The sequence below is a fragment of the Trinickia terrae genome (assembly GCF_005144415.1).
GTDB lineage: Bacteria > Pseudomonadota > Gammaproteobacteria > Burkholderiales > Burkholderiaceae > Trinickia_A > Trinickia_A terrae.
In genome coordinates this window covers 90,664-111,825 of sequence record NZ_SWJE01000016.1, presented here as the reverse complement: position 1 = coordinate 111,825, position 21,162 = coordinate 90,664, and the positions used below count along the sequence as shown (strand labels likewise).

Genomic DNA, 21,162 nt, shown 5'->3' with positions numbered 1-21,162 from the left:
GGGCCGCGACGCTTAAAACAAGGGGCTGCGCTCGATCGCGATCGAGCGCAGCCCGTGAGCAGTGGCAATCATACCATCGCGCGTTGGCCGTCCCGGCGCTCCGAATCGTCCTCCGGACTGGGCCTTGCCGCCGGCTTGCCGCGATGCAGCCAACTCGAGAGCGCCGACGCGAGCACGATGCACGCGCCGCCCGCCCACTCGCGCGGGCCGGGCACTTCACCCGCGAGCAGCCACGCCGACAGCGCGGTGACGACGATCTCGAACAACATGATGATCGACGCGCGATTGGCCGGCACGCGCGCGAGCCCATACTGGACCAGCATATTGTTCGAGGCGAGCGCGAAACCGAGCCCGAGCACGAGCAGCGCAGCCAGCCCCAGGTGCGCGCCGGCAGGCGGCGCCGGCATCGCCTCGAACAGCGACGCCACCGAGCTGAAGAGCGCCGCCCCGCCGAAGATCGTCGCAGTGCGCATCTCGGGCTTCATGTCCGGCAGCACGCGGCTCGCCTTCAGGATCAGCACGTTGGAGAGCGCGAAGCTCATGCCCGCCGCAAGCCCGCCCCATTCGGCGAGACTGCCCGGCAGCGGCACGCCGGCCTGCGGCGACCACAGCATCAGCATCGCGCCCGCGAGCGACAGCGCCGCGAGCCCGGCGCCCGCCCAGGAGAGCCGCTCGTGCAGGATGAAGTGGGCGAAGAGCGCGGTCCATGCCGGGGTCAGGTAGAACAACAACAGCACCCGCATCACCTGCCCATGGATCGTGCCCCAGACGAAGCCGAGATTCGTCACGCCCGCAGCCAGCGCGAGCGCGGGCAGCACCCAATGCCAGCGGATCGTCGCGAGCGACTTGCGGCGCACGAGCAGCACGAAGCCGCATGCGGCGGCGCTCGTCGCGGCGCTCGCGGCCGTGCCCGTCACGCCGAGCGCCGCAAGCACGCGCAGCGGATACCAGACGAAGCCCCATACCGAGGCGCCCAGCATGATCGCAAGCGTCGGCCAGCCGTTGCGAATCCGATCGTTCATTCCATCCCTTCCTTTCTCAAGAAAACGCCGGGCCGCCCCAAGTTTTCCGCCCCGAAGGAAGTCCCCTTGTGGGATTGTCCCCCTCGGGGGGCCCGGCGCGCAGCGACAGGTCTGGGGGCGCTCATTACCGGCCCTGTTCCGAACCTCGTCGAAACGACCTGCCCGCAGGCCCGAAGCCCCCTCGCCACGCTATAGCCAAGCTATAATTTGCCGCTTCCGTCCGCGTTTCCCGCCAAGCCACGTGAACCCGCTACTCGACAGTCTCCAGCCCTATCCATTCGAAAAGCTCCGCGCGCTCCTCAAGGACGCGACGCCGCCCGCCGCCCTGCCGCACATCAGCTTCGGCATCGGCGAGCCGAAGCATCCGACGCCCGCCCTGATCCGCGACGCCGTAATTGCCTCGCTCCCGGGCCTCTCGGCATATCCGGCGACGATCGGCTCAGACGCGCTGCGCCAGTCGATCGCGCAATGGGTCACGACGCGCTACGGGCTGCCGCCCGTCGATCCGGCCACCGAGGTGCTGCCGGTGTCGGGCTCGCGCGAGGCGCTCTTCGCGCTCGCGCAGACGGTGATCGACGGCACGCCGCGCGCCGACGGCAAGAGCGCGATCGTACTCTGCCCGAACCCGTTCTACCAAATCTACGAAGGCGCCGCGCTGCTGGCGGGCGCGCAGCCCTACTTCGTGAACAGCGATCCGGCCCGCAATTTCGCCTGCGACTACAGCGCCGTTCCGGCCGAAGTCTGGGCGCGTACGCAGCTGCTCTACGTCTGCTCGCCGGGCAACCCGACGGGCGCCGTCCTCACGCTCGACGACTGGCGCGAGCTGTTCGCCTTGTCGGACCGCTATGGCTTCGTGATCGCCTCCGACGAATGCTATTCAGAGATCTACTTCGACGAAGCCAAGCCGCCACTCGGCGGCCTCGAAGCCGCGCACAAGCTGGGACGCGGCTTCGAGCGGCTCGTGATGCTATCGAGCCTGTCGAAGCGCTCGAACGTGCCGGGCATGCGCTCGGGCTTCGCCGCCGGCGACGCCGCGATCCTGAAGCGCTTCCTGCTATACCGGACATACCACGGCGCGGCCTTGTCGACGGTCTATCAAGCTGCGAGCATCGCTGCCTGGAACGACGAAACCCACGTGCGCGAGAACCGTGCGAAGTACGTGCAGAAGTTCGCCACGGTCACGCCGATGCTCGCCGACGTGCTCGACGTGCGCTTGCCCGACGCCGCGTTCTACCTGTGGGCGAACGTCGAGCGCACGGGCCTCTCGGACACCGAGTTCGCCCGGCGTCTCTACGCCGACTATAATGTGACGGTTCTGCCCGGCTCCTATCTGGCGCGCACCGCGCACGATGCGAACCCCGGCCGCAATTTTGTCCGCATGGCCCTCGTCGCCGGCGTGGACGAGTGCATCGAAGGCGCCAAACGCATCGTCGATTTCTGCCGCGGCCTTCAAGGCTGACGAGCGCGCGGCGTGGCGCAGCGGCGCAAACCAGCGCCTCCGCACCGCCGCTGCTGCGAAACCTGCCGCTCCGCCATTCCCTCTTTCCTCAGTCTTCAACCAGAGAACCACACCTATGTCGCAACAACTTCAGCAGATCATCGACACCGCCTGGGAAAACCGCGCCGAGCTGTCGCCGAAGGCGGCCCCCGCCGATGTGCGCGATGCGGTCGCGCACGCGATCGAACAGCTCGACAAAGGCGTGCTGCGCGTCGCCGAGAAGAAGGACGGCGAATGGGTCGTCAATCAATGGCTGAAGAAGGCCGTGCTGCTGTCGTTCCGCCTGGAAGACAACGTGCCGATGCCGGCCGGCGGCTACTCCCAGTTCTACGACAAGGTGCCGTCGAAGTTCGCGAACTACACCGCCGAAGACTTCGCGGCCGGCGGCTTCCGCGTCGTGCCGCCCGCGATCGCGCGCCGCGGCTCGTTCATCGCGAAGAACGTCGTGCTGATGCCGTCGTACACGAACATCGGCGCCTATGTCGACGAAGGCACGATGGTCGACACCTGGGCCACCGTCGGCTCCTGCGCGCAGATCGGCAAGAACGTGCACCTCTCGGGCGGCGTCGGCATCGGCGGCGTGCTCGAGCCGCTGCAGGCCAACCCCGTCATCATCGAAGACAACTGCTTCATCGGCGCGCGCTCGGAGGTCGTGGAAGGCGTAATCGTCGAAGAGAACTCGGTTATCTCGATGGGCGTGTACCTTGGCCAGAGCACCAAGATCTATGATCGCGAAACGGGCGAAATCAGCTACGGCCGCATTCCGGCCGGCTCGGTTGTCGTGTCGGGCAACCTGCCCTCGAAGGACGGCTCGCACAGCCTCTACTGCGCGGTCATCGTCAAGAAGGTCGACGCGAAGACCCGCGCCAAGGTCGGCTTGAACGAGCTCCTGCGAGGCGATTGATGGCTGGCGCGAAAACCGTCGTCTACGGCATTCCGAACTGCGATACCGTGAAGAAGGCGCGCGTCTGGCTCGAAGAACACGGCGTGCCGTTCGAATTCCACGACTTCAAGAAGGCGGGCGTCACCACGGCCCTCGTCAAGACGTGGCTGAAGGACGTGCCGCTCGAGTCGCTCGTCAACCGGCGCGGCACGACGTGGCGCGCGCTGCCCGACGACGTGAAGGTCTCGGCCGACACCGAAGCAGGCGCGATCGCGCTGATGATCGAGAAGCCCTCGGTCATCAAGCGGCCGGTCGTGGTCGTGAACGGCAGCGTGAAGACGCTCGGTTTTTCCGCCGATCAATACGCGGCGCTCTTTGCCGCGTAGCAATGCGCTGGGCCGCGCCCTGAATCCAGCAGTTGCCGGCCCCCGCGCCGGCATTTTTTTGATCTATCGATCGTTAGTGGTCTGAATCCATGTCCGCCACCCTTGCTCTTACCGAACAGCTGATCGCCCGCGCGTCCGTGACGCCCGACGACCAGCATTGCCAACAACTGATGATCGAGCGGCTCGAAGCGATCGGCTTCACGTGCGAGACGATCGCATCGCACGGTGTGACGAACCTGTGGGCCGTGAAGCGCGGCTCAGGCGAAGCGGACGGCTCGCGCAGCAAGCTGCTCGTGTTCGCCGGCCATACCGACGTCGTGCCGACCGGCCCGCTCGAACAATGGACTTCGCCGCCGTTCGTGCCGGCGCATCGCGACGGCAAGCTCTACGGACGCGGCGCTGCCGACATGAAGACGTCGCTCGCGGGCTTCGTCGTCGCGAGCGAGGAGTTCGTCGCCGCGCATCCGCGCCACCGCGGCTCGATCGGCTTTTTGATCACGAGCGATGAGGAAGGCCCCGCCACCGACGGCACCGTCAAGGTCGTCGAAGCCTTGCAGGCGCGCGGCGAGACGCTCGACTACTGCATCGTCGGCGAGCCGACCTCGACCGCCACGCTCGGCGACGTCGTCAAGAATGGCCGGCGCGGCTCGATGTCGGGCAAGCTGATCGTCAAGGGTGTGCAAGGCCATATCGCCTACCCGCATCTGGCGAAGAACCCCGTGCACCTGCTCGCTCCCGCGCTCGCCGAGCTCGTCGCGGAGCACTGGGACTCGGGCAACGAGTATTTCCCGCCCACGACGTGGCAGGTGTCGAACCTGCACAGCGGCACCGGTGCGAGCAACGTCATCCCCGGCCATGCCGAGCTGACGTTCAACTTCCGTTTCTCGACGGCGAGCACGGTCGAAGGCCTGCAAAGCCGCGTGCACGCGATCCTCGACAAGCACGAGCTCGACTATGACCTCACCTGGACCATCAGCGGCCTGCCGTTCCTCACGCCGCGCGGCGAGCTGTCGAACGCGCTCGAGCGCGCGATCAAGGACGAAACCGGCGTCACGGCCGAGCTCTCGACGACGGGCGGCACCTCCGACGGCCGCTTCATCGCGCGCATCTGCAAGCAGGTGGTCGAGTTCGGCCCGCCCAACGGCAGCATCCACAAGATCGACGAGCATATCGAGGTCGCGTTCATCGAGCCGCTCAAGAACGTGTACCGCCGCGTGCTCGAGCAATTGATCGCCTAAACCCCAAAGACCAACGAACAACCCTCAGCGGGAGGCCTCATGACAACGCCCTTTTCCACCGTCCGAGATCTGCTGCGCTACGCGGTGTCGCGCTTCAACGGGGCGCAGCTCGCGTTCGGGCACGGCTGTGCGAACGCCTATGACGAAGCGGCCTACCTGGTGCTGCACACGCTGCACCTGCCGCTCGACACGCTCGAGCCGTTTCTCGACGCGCGCCTGCTCGACACCGAGATCGACGCCGTGCTGAAAGTGGTCGAGCGCCGCGCGACCGAGCGCGTGCCCGCGGCCTACATCACGCAGGAAGCGTGGATGCACGGCTGCCGCTTTCATGTCGACGAACGCGTGATCGTGCCGCGCTCGTTCATCGGCGAATTGCTCGAAGACGGCCTGCAACCCTACGTCGCCGACCCGGACGAAGTCGGCGCGGTGCTCGAGCTGTGCACGGGCTCCGGATGCCTCGCGATTCTCGCCTCCCATGCGTTTCCGAACGCGGACGTCGACGCGGTCGACCTCTCGCCGCAGGCGCTCGAAGTCGCGCAGATCAACGTGAACGACTACGGCCTGAACGACCGCGTCGCGCTCTTCGAAGGCGACCTGTTCGCCCCGCTGCCCGAGCGCCGCTACGACGTGATCATCGCGAACCCGCCCTACGTGAACGCCGAATCGATGCGCGCGCTGCCGGCCGAGTACCAGCACGAGCCGGAAATGGCCCTGGCGGGCGGCGAGGACGGCATGGACATCGTGCGCCGCATCATCCGCGAAGCGCGCAACTGGTTGACGGAGGATGGCGTGCTCGTCGTCGAGATCGGCAACGAGCGCGAGCATGTCGAGGCGGCGTTCGGCGGGCTCGATCTCGTGTGGCTCTCGACGAGCGGCGGCGACGACAGCGTGTTCCTGATCCAGGCGTCCGACCTACCGTCGTGAAACCCGGCGCCGGCTCGCCGGGGTTCTTCGATCGTATGCCCTCGGAAATCCGCCGGCTCTGGAGCGTCGCAGGCGGCGCGGGGCTCGCCTACGGGATCTCGCTGCGCGACGCGCCCTATCCCGACCAAGCCATCGCCAAAGTGCTGATGTGCGGCTTTCTCGCGCTGGCGGCCGTGCACCACGCGCGAAGCCGCGAGCGCTTCTGGCTCTGCGCGGCGCTCGCGGCCTCGGCCGCAGGCGACGCGCTGCTCGCCATGCAGGATCTGCCGATCTCTTTCGTCGGCGGCTTGGGTGCCTTCCTCGCCGCCCATCTGGCCTATTGCGCGTTGCTCGCGCCGCTGCGGAGCCCGCTTCGCGGCTGGCGCCGCGCAGCGCTGCCGCTGCTGTGGGCGGGCGCGGCAGCATCGTATGCGGCTTTCTTTCCGCAACTGCACGAGCTGGCCGCGCCGGTCGGCATCTACACAGTCGTACTGTGCTCGATGGCGAGCCTGGCGCTCTTTGCTCGACTGCCATCCATCGCAACCTCGCTCGGCGGACTCATTTTCGTCGCGTCCGACACGATGATCGGCATCGATCGCTTCCTCGAACCCTTCACCGGCAGCACGTACGCGATCTGGTTCAGCTATGCGGCAGCGCAACTGCTGATCACGGCAGGTATCCTGTCGCGTCCCTAGCGCTGCTGACGCCGCCACCGCACCTGGCTTGCTTGCATCGAAGCGAACGCGCCCTTATTCCCCCGCCTTCGGTAAGATGCACATAGACGGTGCGCTTGCCGTCCTCGCGAACGCTTTCAGGAATCGGCAGTCCTTCACGCCTCATGCAATACGACTGGCTACATCTCGGCAGTCTCATCGTCATCGCTCACGTGCTCGGCGTGATCGCGGCATGTCACGCCATCCTCAACACCCGCACGTCGCAGGGGGCCATCGCATGGGCCGTGTCGCTGACGGCGATGCCCTACTTCACGCTGATTCCCTATCTCTTTCTCGGACGCAGCAAGTTCTCCGGCTACGTCGACGCCCGCCGGCTCGAAAATGAATTGCTGCGCACCCGCGCCCACCCGCCCGCCTGGGACACGAGCGAAGCCGTGAGCGGACGGCCCGCCGACGAGTTCGGCGAGGCCGTCGTCCGCTCGCTGACGAAGCTGGGCGGCATGCCGTTCTTGCCCGGCAACTCGGTGCGCACGCTCGTGAACGGCGACGCGACGTTCGCCGCGATTCTCGATGCGATCGAAAGTGCCCGGCATTACGTGCTCGTGCAGTTCTTCATCGTGCGCGACGACGAGCTCGGCCAGATGCTCAAGGAACTGCTGCTCGCGAAGGCTGCCCAGGGCGTGCAGGTGCATTTCCTTTATGACAGCATCGGCAGCTTCGATTTGCCGCACAGCTATGTGTCCGCGCTGCTCGCGGGCGGCGTCGACATCCATCCGTTCGCGACCAACCGGCGCTTCGTCAACCGCTTCCAGCTCAACTTCCGCAACCACCGCAAGATCGTCGTGGTCGACGGCGTGCGCGCGTTCGTCGGCGGACACAACGTCGGCGTCGAATACCTTGGCGCCAACCCGCGCCTCTCGCCGTGGCGCGACACCCACATCGAGATGCGCGGGCCGATCGTGCAAAGCGTCCAGTTCGTGTTCATCGAAGACTGGCACTGGGCCACGCAGCAGTTGCCGCATTTCGACGCGCCGCCCGCAGCACCCTCCCTCTCCGACGACGACATGCACTGCCTCGTGATGGCGACCGGCCCCGCCGACAAGCAGGAAACCGGCTCGCTCTTCTTCGTCGAGGCGATCAACGCGGCGCGCGAGCGCGTCTGGATCACGACGCCTTATCTCGTCCCCGACGAAGCGGTGTTCTCCGCGTTGACGCTCGCCGTCATGCGCGGCGTCGACGTGCGGATCCTGATTCCGAGCCGGCGCGATCATTACGTGGTGTTCGAGGCATCGAAGCTCTACGCATTCGACCTGGTTCGCGCGGGCGTGCGGATCTTCCGCTATCGTCCCGGCTTTCTGCACCAGAAGGTCGTGCTGATCGACGACGTGGCCGCGGCGATCGGCAGCGCGAACCTCGACAACCGATCGTTCCGCCTGAACTTCGAGATCATGGTGCTGACGATCGACCAGGCGTTCGCCGCCGAGGTCGATGCGATGCTGCAACGGGACTTCGGCGAGGCGTTCGAAGTCGATCAGGGCGAATACCGGAAGTCGCCAGCGCTGCGGCGCGTGACCATGCACGTCGCGCGCCTTTTCTCGCCGATTCTCTAGCGGCCCGCCGCAACCGGGCTACAGCAGCGCCTCGATGTCCTTCTCGATCTCTCCCGGCTTCGTGGCGGGCGCGTAGCGCTTGGAAACCGCCCCGTTCCGGCTGATGAGAAATTTCGTGAAGTTCCACTTGATCGCCTTGAGGCCGAGCAGCCCCGGCGCTTCGTCGGTCAGATAGCGATACAGCGGATGCGCGTTCGGCCCCTTGACGTCGATCTTCTCGAACATCGGAAACGTCACGCCGAAGTTCTTCTCGCAGAAGCTGCCGATTTGCGCCGCATCGCCCGGCTCCTGCTTGCCGAACTGATTGCAGGGAAACCCGAGCACTTCGAAGCCGCGCGCGGCATAGTGCTCATGCAGCTTCTGCAGCCCCGCGTATTGCGGCGTGAACCCGCATTCGCTCGCGGTGTTGACGATCAACAGCACCTTGTCGCGGTAACGGTCGAGCCCGATGGTCTCGCCGCCAAGCGTGCGCGCGCTGAAATGGTAGATCTCCCCCATACACCCTCCTGTCGACTAGAGTTAGCGCTTTAGCGCCTACTCTAGTCCCATGCAACGCCGAAAAAACCAGCAGTCTATGCGAAATGGCGAGGGTTCGGCATTCGTCTGAACGGCCGATGCCTGGCGCAAGCCACACAGTCTAAAATAGCGCTTTTTGCAAGCTTCCCTCCGTCGTGATCCGCTTCAATCAGTTCAGCCTTGCGCGCGGCACCAAGCCGCTTTTCGACGCGACCTCGTTTGCGCTCAACCCCGGCGAGAAAGCCGGGCTGATCGGCGCGAACGGCGCCGGCAAGTCGACGCTCTTCGCCGTGCTGCGCGGCGAGCTCCATTCGGACGGGGGCGATTTCTCGATGCCGCCGTCGTGGCAGATCGCGCACGTCGCCCAGGAAACGCCCGCCGTCGACAAGACCGCGCTCGACTACACGCTCGACGGCGATGCCGCACTGCGCGCGATCGAGGCGCGCATCGCCGCCGCTTCGGCCGCGCATGACGGCGCAGCCGAAGCCGAAGCGCACGCCGCCTTCGCCGACGCCGACGGCTACACCGCCCCCGCGCGCGCCGAAGCGCTGCTGCTCGGCCTCGGCTTCACGCTCGAGCAAACGCGCGAGAGCGTCGCGAGCTTCTCGGGCGGCTGGCGCATGCGCCTGAACCTCGCGCAGGCGCTGATGTGCCGCTCCGACCTGCTGCTGCTCGACGAGCCGACCAACCACCTCGACCTCGACGCGATCGTCTGGCTCGAAGACTGGCTGCACCGCTACCCCGGCACGCTCGTCGTGATCTCGCACGACCGGGAATTCCTCGATTCGGTCTGCAACGTCACGCTCCATCTGGAGAATCGCCAGGTCAGGCGCTACGGCGGCAATTACTCGCAGTTCGAGATCCTGCGCGCCCAGCAACTCGCGCTTCAGCAAAGCGCGTATGAGAAGCAGCAGAAGACCGTCGAGCATTTGCAGAGCTTCATCAACCGCTTCAAGGCAAAGGCCACCAAGGCGCGGCAAGCCCAAAGCCGGATGAAGGCGCTCGAGAAGATGGAGCTGATCGCGCCCGCGCACATCGCTTCGCCGTTTACGTTCGAATTCCGCGCCCCCGACGCCGCCCCGAACCCGATGATGGTGATGGAGGATGTACGCTGCGGCTATCGCACGGAAGACGGCGCGGGCGAGATTCCGATCGTCGCGGGCGTCACGCTCTCGATCCAGAACGGGCAGCGCATCGGCCTGCTCGGCGCGAACGGCCAAGGCAAGTCGACGCTCATCAAGACGCTCGCCGGCACGCTGGCGCCGCTCGCGGGCCACACGCGCGAAGGCCGCGGCTTGCGCATCGGCTACTTCGCCCAGCATCAGCTCGAAACGCTGCGCCCGGACGATTCGCCGCTCCAGCATCTGGCGCGCCTCGCGCCCGATACGCGCGAGCAGGAGCTGCGCGACTTTCTCGGCGGCTTCAACTTCTCGGGCGACATGGCGACCGCGGCGATCGCGCCGTTCTCGGGCGGCGAAAAGGCCCGCCTCGCGCTCGCGCTGATCATCTGGCAGAAGCCGAACCTGCTGCTGCTCGACGAACCGACCAACCACCTCGACCTCGAAACACGCCACGCGCTGACGATGGCGCTCGCGCAATTCGAAGGCACGCTGATCCTGGTCTCGCACGACCGCCATCTGCTGCGCGCGACGACCGACCAGTTCATGCTGGTCGCGAAGCACCGCCTGCAGCCGTTCGACGGCGACCTCGACGACTACCGCGACTGGCTGCTGCAGCACGCCGCCGACCAGCGCGCCGCCGCCAAGGCCGCGACGGGCGCGGAGAGCGCGAACGGCGGCAACGGCGCTGCCGACACCGCCGCAAACCGCAAGGAGCAGCGCCGCCAGGAAGCGGAAACGCGCCAGAAGCTCTCGCAACTGAAGAAGCCCCTGCAGTCGCGGATTGCGAAGATCGAGAAGGAAATGGACGCGCTAAACGCGGAAAAAGCTACACTCGATGCCTTCGTCGCCGACACCGCCAGCTACGAGCCCGCGATGAAGGCGAAGCTGACCGATGCGATCCGGCGACAGGCGGAAGTGACCGCGCGCCTCGAAACGCTCGAAGCCGAATGGCTCGACGCACACGAGGAACTCGAACAAATCGGCTAGCCGGCCTCGCTCGAGGCCCAGGCCGGCACCGACCGACAAGAGGTGGCTCTTGACGCTACATGCTCCGCTGCAAGGCCTGCGCATCGTCGACTTGACGCGCCTGTTGCCTGGCCCGGTCGCGACGCTGCGCCTCGCCGAGCTGGGCGCGGACGTGCTGAAGATCGAAGAACCGGGCGCCGGCGACCCTGCCCGCGCGCTCATGCAATGCGCCGCCGACAAAGCCGCCGGCCAGCCGAGCACGTTCTACAAGATCGTCAACCGCGGCAAGCGCGAAGCCCGCCTCGACTTGAAATCGGAAACCGGGCTGACGGTGCTGCGCGCGCTCGTGCGCGAGGCCGACGTGATCGTCGAGAGCTTCCGCCCTGGCGTGATGGAACGCCTCGGGCTCGGCTACGAGGCGCTTGCGGCGCTCAATCCGAAGCTCGTCTATTGCGCAATCACCGGTTACGGCTACGAGAGCCCGTTCTCGCAACGGCCTGGTCACGACATCAACTATCTCGCCTACGCAGGCGTGCTCGATCAGGTCAAGGCGCGCGACGGCACGCCCGCGATCCCGAACATCCAGATCGCCGACCTGCTCGGCGGCGCGCTGTCCGCAGTCACGCAGATCCTCGCGGCGCTATGGCGGGTGGCGCGCGGCGGCGACGGCGCGTTTATCGACGTGTCGATGACGCATGCGATGCACGCGCACAACATCGTCGCTCGAACCACGCTCATCGACACCATCCGGGAAGGCAACGGCACAAGCACGCCGCGCACGGGCGGCGGCCTGCTCGACGGCGGCGTGCCCTGCTACAACCTGTACCGCACGGCCGACGGCCGCTGGCTCGCGGTCGGCGCGCTCGAGCTCAAATTCTGGGAGCGGCTGTGCCGCGCGCTCAATCGCAACGATTGGGCAAGCCGCCACTGGAGTCTCGGACAGGCGATCGGCGGCCCCGACGCCATGGCGCTGACGCAGGAACTGGCCGACCTGTTCGCCGAGCATCCGCTCGACGATTGGGTTTCGCTGCTCGAGCCGCTCGATTGCTGCGTCTCGCCGGTACTGACCGCGGCCGAAGCCGCGAGCCACGCGCTGTTTCAACCCGCTGCGCCCGAGTCCGAATCAGCGGTGCCCGAGTCCGAAGAATAGGACCGCCGCGTCGGGCCAAGCGCCCGCTCAGCGCCGAGGCAGCGTCTGCCGCGGCGTGAGCTCGTCGTCGAGCATCACGTGCTTGCGTCCTTCGACATGCCGCTTGATCGCCGCGATCACTTCGGCCGCGGTCACATCCTCGGCGACGACACGCCGCGAAATCCGACCTTCCGAATCGATCCACTCGACGATGCGGCAGCCGCCGCCCCAAGGCCGGGGAATCGGCTCCGATACCCTGCAGCCGCGCAGGTTATAACTGCCGGGTGCCGCAATTGCATGAGATTGTTTCAAGGCGCCATCCTTTAGCCGCACAAGAGGGATTGCATGTGCGCAAAGAATAGGCAAGCGGCGTGCCGAATGGGTTACAGCAAAAATAGGGTTGGTTACGCGGGATTTAATTTGTAAGGCCTGGTGCGCGTGACGGCTGCGGCGCCGCGTCGAGCGGAACTACTCGAGCTCCCGAACCCGGTCGATGGCCTGTTCGATCCGCTCCACTGCCAACACCTGCAAGCCGTCGATCGGTTGCTTCGGCGCGTTCGCCTTCGGAATCAGCGCCGCCGTGAAACCCAGCTTCGCCGCTTCCTTGAGACGCTCCTGCCCGCGCGGCGACGGCCGGATCTCGCCGGCCAGGCCCACCTCGCCGAACACGATCAGCCCCTTCGGCAGCGGCTTGTTGCGCATCGACGAATGAATCGCGAGCAGCACCGCGAGATCGGCGGCCGGCTCGGCGATCTTCACGCCGCCCACTGCATTGAGGAACACGTCCTGATCGAAGCAGGCGATGCCCGCATGGCGATGCAGCACGGCGAGCAGCATCGCGAGCCGGTTCTGCTCGAGGCCGACTGCGAGCCGGCGCGGATTCGGCACGTGCGCCGTGTCGACGAGCGCCTGGATTTCGACGAGCAGCGGCCGCGACCCCTCCTGCGTGACCAGTACGCAGGAGCCGGGCACGATCTGCTCGTGCTGCGACAGAAACAACGCTGACGGATTCGCAACGCCGCGCAAGCCGCGCTCGGTCATCGCGAACACTCCGAGCTCGTTGACCGCGCCGAAGCGGTTCTTGAACGCGCGCACGAGCCGGAACGATGAATGCGTGTCGCCTTCGAAATACAGGACGGTGTCGACGATGTGCTCGAGCACGCGCGGGCCGGCAAGGTTGCCCTCTTTCGTCACGTGGCCGACCATGATGATCGCCGTGCCCGACTGCTTCGCGATGCGCGTGAGCTGCGCCGCGCACTCGCGGACCTGGGCAACCGAGCCGGGCGCCGAGGTGAGCGCGTCGGAGTAGATCGTCTGGATCGAGTCGATCACGGCCACTTCCGGGCGTTGGGCCTCGATGGCGGCCTGGATCTTCTCGAGCTGGATCTCGGCGAGCAGTTGCAGGTCGGCCGCTTTCGAGCCCGGATCGAGCAACGCGAGACGTTGCGCGCGCAAGCCGATCTGCGCGGCCGATTCCTCGCCGCTCACGTAGAGCGCGCGGCGCTCGTTGGCGATGCCCGCAAGCGACTGCAGCAGCAGTGTCGATTTGCCGATGCCCGGGTCGCCCCCGATCAGCACCACGCCTCCGGCCACGAGCCCGCCGCCCAGCACGCGGTCGAACTCGCCGATACCGGTCGAGAAGCGCGGCACGTCGGCCGCCTCGATATCGGCGAGACGCTGCACCGGCGCGCTCTTCGCGAGCGACTGAAAGCGATGGGCGTTCGGGGATTCCGCGACAGTCTCGACGAGCGTGTTCCACGCCTGGCAGTGAGGACACTGCCCTTGCCACTTCGGAGCCTGCCCGCCACATTCGGTGCAGGTGTACAGCGTTTTTTGCTTCGCCACGCGCGGCCTTTTTGTTCTTTGGAAGGAAAGCCGCGGTGCTTATTCGGCGCGCACCGGCACGCGCGGCGCCACTGCGCACATCAGCTCGTAGCCGATCGTGCTGCACGCGCGGGCCACGTCGTCGATCGGCAGGTTCGCGCCCCACAGCTCGACCCGCGAACCGATGTTGGCGGTCGGGCAAGGCGTGAGGTCGACGGTGATCATGTCCATCGACACGCGTCCGACGACGCGCGTGCGAATTCCGTCGACGATGACCGGCGTGCCTTCCGGCGCGATGCGCGGATAGCCGTCCGCGTACCCGCAGGCCACGACGCCGATGCGCATCGGCGCCGGCGCGGCGAAGGTCGAGCCGTAGCCGACCGTGTCCCCTTGCGCGATCGACTGCACGGCGATCAGCTCCGAGGTCAGTGTCATGGCCGGCTGCAGGCCGGTGCCGTCGATATCGGCGGTCACGCCCGAGGGCGACGCGCCGTAAAGGATGATGCCGGGACGCACCCAATCGAAGTGCGACGACGGATGCCAGAGTGTCGCCGCCGAGTTCGCGAGACTGCGCGCCCCGGCAATGCCTTCCGCGCCGCGCTCGAACGCTTCGAGCTGATAGGCGATGCCGCGCTTGCCGTCGGCGTCCGAGAAGTGGGTCATCAGCGTGATCTGGCCGATGCCCGGACAGGCGCGCGCCCGCTCCCAGGCGGCGCGGAATTTGTCCGGCACGTAGCCGAGCCGGTTCATGCCGCTGTTCATTTTCAGCTGGATATTGACCGGCTTCGAGAGACGCGCCATCTCCAGCATGCGCAGCTGCTCGTCGCTGTGCACTGCCGTGGTCAGGCTATAGCGGTCGATCACGTCGATGTCGGTCGGCCGGAAAAAACCTTCCAGCAGCAGGATCGGCCCCGCCCAGCCCAGCTCGCGCAGCTTCACGGCTTCCTCGAGATCGAGAAGGCCGAAACCGTCCGTGGCGCGCAGCCCCGGGAACGCGCGCGCAAGCCCGTGCCCGTAGGCATTGGCCTTGACGACGGCCCACACCTTCGAATTGGGTGCGTAACGGCGGACAACGGCGAGATTGTTGGCGAGAGCAGCGGTATGGATGGTGGCTAGCAGAGGGCGCGGCATGAGATTTTTCGTAAAGACACTTGCGAATCAGGACCTTACAGTGCGTTTTCAATGCCTGTGGAAGCCCGCTGGGGGCACCATCGAGGGATACGCTAGTCCGAAAACGTCTATTTTCGTGATATAAAGCCGTGCGCACAACCCATTTCGAACGGAATAAGTCCGAACGCGTCATACGCGTCCGGGGCGGACGACTGCAGCGAGGACAGCACCGCATCAGATGAAAAAAGGTTTTTACACCATCATGGCCGCGCAGTTTTTTTCGTCGCTGGCCGACAATGCCCTTCTGATCGCTGCAATCGCACTGCTGAAAGATCTTCACGCTCCGAACTGGATGACGCCGCTGCTCAAGCTGTTCTTTGTGCTGTCGTACGTCGTGCTGGCCGCCTTCGTCGGCGCATTCGCCGACTCCCGCCCGAAGGGCCGCGTCATGTTCGTGACCAACACGATCAAAGTGGTCGGCTGCCTGGTCATGCTGGGCGGCGCACATCCGTTAATTGCCTATGGCATCGTCGGGTTCGGCGCCGCGGCCTATTCGCCCGCCAAGTACGGCATCCTCACGGAACTCCTGCCGCCCGATCGCCTCGTCGCCGCGAACGGCTGGATCGAAGGCACCACGGTCGGCTCGATCATCCTCGGCACCGTGCTCGGCGGCGCGCTGATCAGCCCGCACATCGCCGCCCATATACTCAAGCACAACATTCCGTTCGTCGACACGCCCGCCGAAGCCGCCATGCTCTTCATCATGGGCATCTACGTGATCGCGGCGCTCTTCAACCTTCGCATTCCCGACACCGGCGCGCGCTATCCCCGGCAGCAGCACGGCCCGATCAAGCTCATCACCGATTTCGCCGATTGCTTCCTCGTGCTCTGGCGCGACAAGCTCGGCCAGATCTCGCTCGCAGTCACCACGCTCTTCTGGGGCGCCGGCGCCACGCTGCAGTTCATCGTGCTGAAATGGGCCGAGGTGTCGCTCGGCATGTCGCTGTCCGAGGGGGCCATCCTGCAGGCCGTGGTCGCCGTCGGCGTGGCTGCGGGCGCGATGATCGCCGCGGCCAGGATACCGCTCAAGCGTTCGCTCAGCGTGCTGCCTGTCGGCATCGTGATGGGCATCGCCGTGATGCTGATGGCGTTCTATACGCGTGACCTGTTCCCGGCGCACTGGGGGGTCTACTTCGGCCGCATGCACGTGCCCGGCTATCTGCTCGTCGCGTACGTGTTCCTGATCTTCGTCGGCGGGTTGTCGGGCTTCTTCGTGGTGCCGATGAACGCGCTGCTCCAGCATCGCGGGCACGTGCTGCTGTCGGCGGGACATTCGATTGCCGTACAGAATTTCAACGAGAACCTCTCGGTGCTCATTATGCTGTGCCTGTATGCGGTGCTGGTCTGGCTCGACGTGCCGGTCGCCGCCGTCATCGTGCTGTTCGGCACCTTCGTCTGCCTCATGATGTGGCTCGTGATGCGGCGCCATCAGGCCAATCAGCGCGCCTTCGACTCCGTCGCACTGATCGGCGAAATGAGGCACTGAGCACCCTGCCTGCCGCCGTCCGGCCGCGGCGCCGACGCTTGGGACGCTTGCACGAGCGCGTCGGCCGGGCGCGCCGTCCATGATCATCCTCGCCATGAAACCTACGATTCCCAACGTGCTGACGATCGCCGGCTCCGATTCCGGCGGCGGCGCCGGCATCCAGGCCGACCTGAAGGCCTTCTCGGCGCTCGGCGCGTATGGCGCGAGCGTCATCACCGCGCTCACCGCGCAGAACACACGCGGCGTCACCGCGATTCACGCGCCGGACGCAGCGTTCGTCGCGGCCCAGCTCGACGCTGTCTTCAGCGATATCCGCATCGACGCCGTGAAGATCGGCATGCTCGCGAATGCCGGCATCGTGCGCGCGGTAGCGGCGGCGCTCAGGCAATACCGGCCGAAGCACGTGGTGCTCGATACGGTGATGCTCTCGAAGAGCAATCACGCCCTGCTCGCCCCCGATGCGGTCGCTGCGCTGCGCGACGAGCTGCTGCCGCTCGCCAGCCTGCTCACGCCGAACCTGCCCGAGGCCGCGGCGCTTTTGGGAGTCGACGCGGCAGCCGACGAAGCGGCGATGCGGCAACAGGGCGAGGCATTGCTTCGGCTTGGCGCTGCGGCCGTATTGATGAAAGGCGGCCACCTGGCGGCCGCCGACAGCCCCGACTGGCTCGTTCAGCCCGACGGCGCCCTGCGTCTTGGCGGGCCGCGGGTGCCGGTCAAGAACACGCACGGCACGGGCTGCACGCTCTCGTCGGCGATTGCCGCCTTGGCCCCTCAGCGTGCCGATCTCGCGAGCGCCGTCACCGATGCCAAGGCCTATCTGACCGGAGCGCTCGAGCAAAGCACGCGGCTCGATGTGGGCAGCGGCGTCGGGCCGGTCCATCACTTCTATCGCTGGTGGTGACTCACTGCCCGGCAAACGCCAACGCACGCGCCGGCCAATCGTTCGGCACGACGAAGCCGCGTGAGCGCTCGAACCATTGCGCGCCATCGTCACGCTCGAACGCAGCCACCATCGTCGGACCGCTTTGCTGCGCCAGTTGCTCGACGAGCGCATCCGAACCCAGCAGGTGGCCTGCGGTAGCGCAGTCGACGGGCACCCTGTGCCGCGGTGCGAGCCACGCGAGGCGCGGCAGCACAGCCCACGCTTGCGCATGGCCGGCCGCGACGCGCGGAAAATCCTCGCGCGCGAGCCACCAGCCACGCGCATGCGCCGGATGGATCTCAGCGGGTATCGGCAATACCGCCTCGGACACCTGGGCCTCGTCGCACCAGCGGTAGAACAGCCAGCCCTTGACGAACATTTGCGCGTCCCACGGCCCTTCGTGCCCCAGCGATGCGAATTCCTCACGTGCGCTCAGCGGCAGCTGATGGTCGAGCAAATGCGTGAACTTGAGATCGAAGCGATCCTGCAGATTCGGCCCGACGTAGTCCGCCATCGACACGCTCGCACCGCCCGCGCGCAAATAGCACTTGACGGCCAGCTCCCAATGCAGGCGCCTGCCGCCCGCCGTCTCGACCAGAAAGTCGCATTCGCCGATCGTGCGTCCTGCGCGGCGCAACGCGACATTGGCGGCGACCAGCCGCGCGGCTGGCCCGTACCGGAGGAAATAGCCGAGCAGGCATTCGGCATAGCGGCCAAGCCGCGTCACATGGGCCACTGCCAGATTCTCGTGCAAGTCGCGGGCGTCCTGGTCCAGGTGCAGCAGCCACGCGACCGTCGACGATGCCTCGCCGGCCGATTCGAACGGGCTCGCCAACATGCCCGCGGGTGGTTGCGCCCGCAACAAGTCCGGACTGAAGAGCAGCCATGCAAGATCCCGCACGGCGGGATCGACAAGCGAATCGAGCAGCGCGCCGAGCGCGGCAGCAGCGTTGGCGGCCGGCTCGAGCGCTTTCATTTTTGCGCCTGTGCGTCGTCGGCGGCCTGCCCGCCGGCGCGCCGATAGGTATCGCGCGCAAGACACAGGTCCGCCCAAGCCTTCGACTTGTCGGGCAAGCTGCGCAACAGGTACGCCGGGTGATACGTGACGATCACCGGCACACCCTCGTATTGATGCACGCGGCCGCGCAGCGACGAGATGCTGGCGTCCGTCTTCAGCAGGCTCTGCGCCGCGAACCGACCGAGCGCGATGATCAGCTTCGGCTTGACGAGCGCTACCTGGCGCTGCAAATACGGCTCGCAGCGAGCGACCTCGTCGGGTTCGGGATTGCGGTTGCCCGGTGGCCGGCATTTGATGACGTTCGCGATATAGACGTTCGTGCCGCGCGCAAGCGCGAGCGAGCGCAGCATGTTGTCGAGCAGCTTGCCCGCCTGCCCGACGAACGGCTCGCCTTGCTTGTCTTCGTTCTCGCCGGGCGCTTCGCCGATCAGCATCCAGTCGGCGTTCTGGTCGCCCACGCCGAATACCGTATTCGTGCGCTTTTCGCACAAACGGCACCGTTCGCAGCTTGCGACGCGCGCCGCGAGCGCATCCCAATCGAGGCCATGCACCGGGGGCAGCCCGCCGGACTCGGCCCGCCCCGCGGGCTCGAACGCGGGCACCAGTTCGGCGTCGAGCCAGGGGAAGTCGTCTTCGGTGAGCGGCGGCGGCTCGTCGCCTCCAAAGGCCGCTGCCTGCGGTGCGTCGACGAACGGCTCTTTCGCAGCCAGTTCGCGCTTGGCTTGCGGCGCAGCAGCAGCGAAATCCGGCTGATCGGCAGGCCGCTTCGCCCCGCTCGCCGGTACCGGCTCCGCCCCAGCGCGCACAGCAGGGCTTGAATCCGGCGCAGCCATTTCGACCGGCTCGGCAGCAACCTCAACCTCGTCCGCAGCAGCGACGGCAGATGCAGCCTCGCCGCTCACCGCGGCAGCGATGCCTCGCCGCACCCACATCGGCGCAAGCCCCAGTTCTTCCAGCGCGGATTCATGCAGCGCCATACGCGCCCTCCTTGGCAAACGAGAAACGCATGACGATGGCGTCCTCCCGGCTGCGATGCCGCGCCGGATAGTAATTCTTGCGCCGGCCGATCGAAACGAAGCCGAAGCGCTCGTAGAGGTGGATCGCACGCAGGTTCGACGGACGCACTTCGAGCAGCAGACCCGAAAGCCTCTCCTGCTGCGTGATGCGCGCCGCCTCGCGCAGCAGGGTAAGACCGGCGCCCGCGCCCTGTGCCCGCGGCGCGACGCACAGATTCAGCAGATGCATCTCGTCGACGACCGGCATCAGCACGCAATAGCCGATCAGAGCGCCCGTCACGTGCCGCATGCACAGCCCGAAATAGCCGTTGCGCAGCGAGTCTTCGAAATTGCCGCGCGTCCAGGGAAATTCATAGGCGTCGCGCTCGATCATCACGACCTCGTCGAGATCGGCGTCGGTCATCGGCGACATATAGCGATCGGCCAGAAGCACGCCGCTCATCGCACGCCCTCGCCGCTTTGCGCCGCCCGCGCGGCAAGGCGCTCAGCGGTGGTCTGGGCGACCTTGTCGCGAACGTAGTCGGGGGCGGCCAGCTCGGCCGGCACGGTGTGCCCCGCGCGGTAAGCCCGCAGCGCCGCGAAAGCGACCGGCAGCGCGTGCGGCAGCGCGGCTTCGTCGATGGCTTCGGCCAGCGCGGCCACACCGAGCCTCGCGCCGAACGCCGCCACGGCGTTGCCCGCAAGCGTGAACGGCGCGTCTGGCGCGACGACAGCGCCCGGAGTGCCGAGGGACGGCGGCGCCACTGCGCACCACTCGCGCGCCGCGTCATCCCACGCATAGTCGGCCCAATAGACTTCATCCATCCGCGCATCGAGCGCCGCGAGCACGCGCGTCACCGACGGCCGATTGAGGCGCGCACTTTCCGCACACGCGAGCAGCGTGCCGATCGGCACGACCGGCACATCGAGGCCGAACGCAAGCCCCTGCGCGACGCCTGTCGCGGTCCGCAGACCGGTGAACGAGCCAGGGCCGGAGCCGAATGCGATGGCGTTGCAGTCGGCGAGCGCGAGCCCGGCTTCGGCGAATAATTCGCGCACGGCGGGCAGCACGCGCGTGCTCGACACCGCCCCCGTCTCTTCATGGCGCACCCAGGTGCGAGGTGGCGCGGCCGCGGCATCGGCGGACGAATCGGAACACAACAGCGCGACCGAGCAATATTCGGTCGACGTATCGAGAGCAAGCAGCACAGTTCGGGTCATGGCCGATATTGTAATGCGGCGCCTCGTCAGCCGAACCTCGTCCGTTCGGCCGACGCGCACCGGGCAATCGCGGAGAGCGGCCGCGCAGCACCGGGAACGCTCGCCGGCACGGTCCAGCCTGTTTGGAAGGATCGCTCAAGCCAGAGCGCGAGCCCGCTTGATATGATCTGCCGCCTCTATCCCGCCTACTGCCAAGGAGACCTCATGAGCGACATCGACTCACGCTTCGCACAAGCCCAATCGGACGTCAAGGAACTGCCCGAGAAGCCGGGCAACATGACGCTCCTGCGCTTGTACGCCCTCTTCAAGCAAGCGACCGAAGGCGACGTGCACGGCGACAAGCCGGGCTTCGCCGACATCGTCGGCAAGTACAAATACGACGCGTGGGCGTCGCTCAAAGGCACCGCGCAGGACATCGCCAAGCAGCAATACACGGAGCTGGTCGAGTCGCTGAAAACCGGTGCAGCAAGCTAAGATGTCGTTGCGCCAGCTTCGACGCTTGTCCCATCCGCACTCCTACGCGCATAGGACAAGTCTCAAACCAGTGGCGCGGCGCAGCAAAACCCCTTATAATGCGGCC

At 66.6% G+C, this 21,162-nt stretch carries 21 protein-coding genes; 12 read left to right on the top strand and 9 right to left on the bottom strand.

The window, feature by feature from the left end; translation table 11 throughout:
- Window positions 1-68 precede the first annotated feature (68 nt).
- Window positions 69-1,022, bottom strand: a complete 954-nt coding sequence (locus FAZ69_RS26825) for a DMT family transporter (protein ID WP_136898118.1) — start codon at window positions 1,020-1,022, stop codon at window positions 69-71.
- A gap of 241 nt (window positions 1,023-1,263) precedes the next feature.
- On the opposite strand from FAZ69_RS26825, the gene dapC reads away from it, so the two are divergent.
- The 7 genes from dapC (at window position 1,264) to cls (ending at window position 8,214) form a co-directional block, all read left to right on the top strand.
- On the top strand, window positions 1,264-2,481 hold the full coding sequence (dapC, locus tag FAZ69_RS26820) for a succinyldiaminopimelate transaminase (RefSeq protein WP_136898117.1): 1,218 nt from the start codon (window positions 1,264-1,266) through the stop codon (window positions 2,479-2,481).
- A gap of 115 nt (window positions 2,482-2,596) precedes the next feature.
- Window positions 2,597-3,424 carry a 2,3,4,5-tetrahydropyridine-2,6-dicarboxylate N-succinyltransferase gene (gene dapD, locus FAZ69_RS26815; RefSeq protein WP_136898116.1) on the top strand — a complete coding sequence of 276 codons (828 nt, stop codon included), beginning with the start codon at window positions 2,597-2,599 and terminating at the stop codon, window positions 3,422-3,424.
- Window positions 3,421-3,789: an ArsC family reductase gene (locus tag FAZ69_RS26810; RefSeq protein WP_206171240.1), complete on the top strand. Its 369-nt coding sequence runs from the start codon at window positions 3,421-3,423 to the stop codon at window positions 3,787-3,789. The genes dapD and FAZ69_RS26810 overlap by 4 nt, the downstream gene beginning before the upstream one ends.
- An 89-nt stretch (window positions 3,790-3,878) precedes the next feature.
- On the top strand, window positions 3,879-5,027 hold the full coding sequence (gene dapE / locus FAZ69_RS26805; RefSeq protein WP_136898114.1) for a succinyl-diaminopimelate desuccinylase: 1,149 nt from the start codon (window positions 3,879-3,881) through the stop codon (window positions 5,025-5,027).
- 39 nt (window positions 5,028-5,066) lie between these two features.
- Window positions 5,067-5,951: a 50S ribosomal protein L3 N(5)-glutamine methyltransferase gene (gene prmB, locus FAZ69_RS26800; RefSeq protein WP_136898113.1), complete on the top strand. Its 885-nt coding sequence runs from the start codon at window positions 5,067-5,069 to the stop codon at window positions 5,949-5,951.
- A gap of 35 nt (window positions 5,952-5,986) precedes the next feature.
- Window positions 5,987-6,625 (top strand): lysoplasmalogenase, encoded by a 639-nt coding sequence (locus FAZ69_RS26795; RefSeq protein WP_136898142.1) that lies wholly within the window; start codon window positions 5,987-5,989, stop codon window positions 6,623-6,625.
- A gap of 143 nt (window positions 6,626-6,768) precedes the next feature.
- Window positions 6,769-8,214, top strand: coding sequence for a cardiolipin synthase (cls, locus tag FAZ69_RS26790; RefSeq protein WP_136898112.1), 1,446 nt, complete (start codon window positions 6,769-6,771; stop codon window positions 8,212-8,214).
- A gap of 18 nt (window positions 8,215-8,232) precedes the next feature.
- Here cls and FAZ69_RS26785 read toward each other — a convergent pair whose 3' ends face one another.
- On the bottom strand, window positions 8,233-8,712 hold the full coding sequence (locus tag FAZ69_RS26785) for a glutathione peroxidase (RefSeq protein ID WP_136898111.1): 480 nt from the start codon (window positions 8,710-8,712) through the stop codon (window positions 8,233-8,235).
- A gap of 173 nt (window positions 8,713-8,885) precedes the next feature.
- Here FAZ69_RS26785 and FAZ69_RS26780 point away from each other — a divergent pair, with 173 nt between their 5' ends.
- Complete coding sequence (locus FAZ69_RS26780) at window positions 8,886-10,838, top strand: ATP-binding cassette domain-containing protein (RefSeq protein ID WP_136898110.1); 1,953 nt, start codon at window positions 8,886-8,888, stop codon at window positions 10,836-10,838.
- A gap of 49 nt (window positions 10,839-10,887) precedes the next feature.
- Window positions 10,888-11,967, top strand: a complete 1,080-nt coding sequence (locus FAZ69_RS26775; protein ID WP_240702477.1) for a CaiB/BaiF CoA transferase family protein — start codon at window positions 10,888-10,890, stop codon at window positions 11,965-11,967.
- Between the two features lie 27 nt (window positions 11,968-11,994).
- On the opposite strand, the gene FAZ69_RS26770 is transcribed toward FAZ69_RS26775, so the two are convergent.
- The 3 genes from FAZ69_RS26770 to alr all read right to left on the bottom strand — a co-directional run bounded on the left by FAZ69_RS26770 (window position 11,995) and on the right by alr (window position 14,901).
- Window positions 11,995-12,258 (bottom strand): DUF2866 domain-containing protein, encoded by a 264-nt coding sequence (locus FAZ69_RS26770; RefSeq protein WP_136898109.1) that lies wholly within the window; start codon window positions 12,256-12,258, stop codon window positions 11,995-11,997.
- A 156-nt stretch (window positions 12,259-12,414) separates the two neighbouring features.
- Complete coding sequence (gene radA, locus FAZ69_RS26765) at window positions 12,415-13,791, bottom strand: DNA repair protein RadA (RefSeq protein ID WP_136898108.1); 1,377 nt, start codon at window positions 13,789-13,791, stop codon at window positions 12,415-12,417.
- A gap of 39 nt (window positions 13,792-13,830) precedes the next feature.
- Window positions 13,831-14,901 (bottom strand): alanine racemase, encoded by a 1,071-nt coding sequence (alr, locus tag FAZ69_RS26760; RefSeq protein WP_136898107.1) that lies wholly within the window; start codon window positions 14,899-14,901, stop codon window positions 13,831-13,833.
- A gap of 217 nt (window positions 14,902-15,118) precedes the next feature.
- Between alr and lplT the strand changes: the two genes are divergently transcribed.
- Window positions 15,119-16,426, top strand: coding sequence for a lysophospholipid transporter LplT (gene lplT, locus FAZ69_RS26755; RefSeq protein WP_136898106.1), 1,308 nt, complete (start codon window positions 15,119-15,121; stop codon window positions 16,424-16,426).
- A 94-nt stretch (window positions 16,427-16,520) separates the two neighbouring features.
- On the top strand, window positions 16,521-17,327 hold the full coding sequence (gene thiD, locus FAZ69_RS26750) for a bifunctional hydroxymethylpyrimidine kinase/phosphomethylpyrimidine kinase (RefSeq protein WP_136898105.1): 807 nt from the start codon (window positions 16,521-16,523) through the stop codon (window positions 17,325-17,327).
- A gap of 1 nt (window position 17,328) precedes the next feature.
- Here thiD and FAZ69_RS26745 read toward each other — a convergent pair whose 3' ends face one another.
- Genes FAZ69_RS26745 through tsaB form a run of 4 tightly spaced genes read right to left on the bottom strand, consistent with a single transcriptional unit; the run spans window position 17,329 to window position 20,591 of the window.
- The gene (locus tag FAZ69_RS26745) at window positions 17,329-18,324 is read right to left on the bottom strand and encodes a DUF1853 family protein (protein WP_136898104.1); all 996 of its coding nucleotides are present in this window, start codon (window positions 18,322-18,324) and stop codon (window positions 17,329-17,331) included.
- Complete coding sequence (locus FAZ69_RS26740) at window positions 18,321-19,343, bottom strand: uracil-DNA glycosylase (protein WP_136898103.1); 1,023 nt, start codon at window positions 19,341-19,343, stop codon at window positions 18,321-18,323. The genes FAZ69_RS26745 and FAZ69_RS26740 overlap by 4 nt, the downstream gene beginning before the upstream one ends.
- Window positions 19,330-19,824: a ribosomal protein S18-alanine N-acetyltransferase gene (rimI, locus tag FAZ69_RS26735; RefSeq protein WP_136898102.1), complete on the bottom strand. Its 495-nt coding sequence runs from the start codon at window positions 19,822-19,824 to the stop codon at window positions 19,330-19,332. Before rimI ends, FAZ69_RS26740 begins: the two co-directional genes overlap by 14 nt.
- The gene (tsaB, locus tag FAZ69_RS26730) at window positions 19,821-20,591 is read right to left on the bottom strand and encodes a tRNA (adenosine(37)-N6)-threonylcarbamoyltransferase complex dimerization subunit type 1 TsaB (protein WP_136898140.1); all 771 of its coding nucleotides are present in this window, start codon (window positions 20,589-20,591) and stop codon (window positions 19,821-19,823) included. Before tsaB ends, rimI begins: the two co-directional genes overlap by 4 nt.
- 195 nt (window positions 20,592-20,786) lie before the next feature.
- Between tsaB and FAZ69_RS26725 the strand changes: the two genes are divergently transcribed.
- Window positions 20,787-21,056: an acyl-CoA-binding protein gene (locus FAZ69_RS26725; protein WP_136898101.1), complete on the top strand. Its 270-nt coding sequence runs from the start codon at window positions 20,787-20,789 to the stop codon at window positions 21,054-21,056.
- The last annotated feature ends 106 nt before the right edge of the window (window positions 21,057-21,162 follow it).

Excerpts from the sequence above, each read along its gene's own strand:
- FAZ69_RS26825 (WP_136898118.1), bottom strand. The coding sequence starts at position 1,022 with ATGAACGATCGGATTCGCAACGGCTGGCCGACGCTTGCGATCATGCTG.
- dapD (WP_136898116.1), top strand. The coding sequence starts at position 2,597 with ATGTCGCAACAACTTCAGCAGATCATCGACACCGCCTGGGAAAACCGC.
- dapE (WP_136898114.1), top strand. The coding sequence starts at position 3,879 with ATGTCCGCCACCCTTGCTCTTACCGAACAGCTGATCGCCCGCGCGTCC.
- prmB (WP_136898113.1), top strand. The coding sequence starts at position 5,067 with ATGACAACGCCCTTTTCCACCGTCCGAGATCTGCTGCGCTACGCGGTG.
- FAZ69_RS26795 (WP_136898142.1), top strand. The coding sequence starts at position 5,987 with ATGCCCTCGGAAATCCGCCGGCTCTGGAGCGTCGCAGGCGGCGCGGGG.
- cls (WP_136898112.1), top strand. The coding sequence starts at position 6,769 with ATGCAATACGACTGGCTACATCTCGGCAGTCTCATCGTCATCGCTCAC.
- FAZ69_RS26785 (WP_136898111.1), bottom strand. The coding sequence starts at position 8,712 with ATGGGGGAGATCTACCATTTCAGCGCGCGCACGCTTGGCGGCGAGACC.
- alr (WP_136898107.1), bottom strand. The coding sequence starts at position 14,901 with ATGCCGCGCCCTCTGCTAGCCACCATCCATACCGCTGCTCTCGCCAAC.
- lplT (WP_136898106.1), top strand. The coding sequence starts at position 15,119 with ATGAAAAAAGGTTTTTACACCATCATGGCCGCGCAGTTTTTTTCGTCG.
- thiD (WP_136898105.1), top strand. The coding sequence starts at position 16,521 with ATGAAACCTACGATTCCCAACGTGCTGACGATCGCCGGCTCCGATTCC.
- FAZ69_RS26745 (WP_136898104.1), bottom strand. The coding sequence starts at position 18,324 with ATGAAAGCGCTCGAGCCGGCCGCCAACGCTGCTGCCGCGCTCGGCGCG.
- FAZ69_RS26740 (WP_136898103.1), bottom strand. The coding sequence starts at position 19,343 with ATGGCGCTGCATGAATCCGCGCTGGAAGAACTGGGGCTTGCGCCGATG.
- rimI (WP_136898102.1), bottom strand. The coding sequence starts at position 19,824 with ATGAGCGGCGTGCTTCTGGCCGATCGCTATATGTCGCCGATGACCGAC.
- FAZ69_RS26725 (WP_136898101.1), top strand. The coding sequence starts at position 20,787 with ATGAGCGACATCGACTCACGCTTCGCACAAGCCCAATCGGACGTCAAG.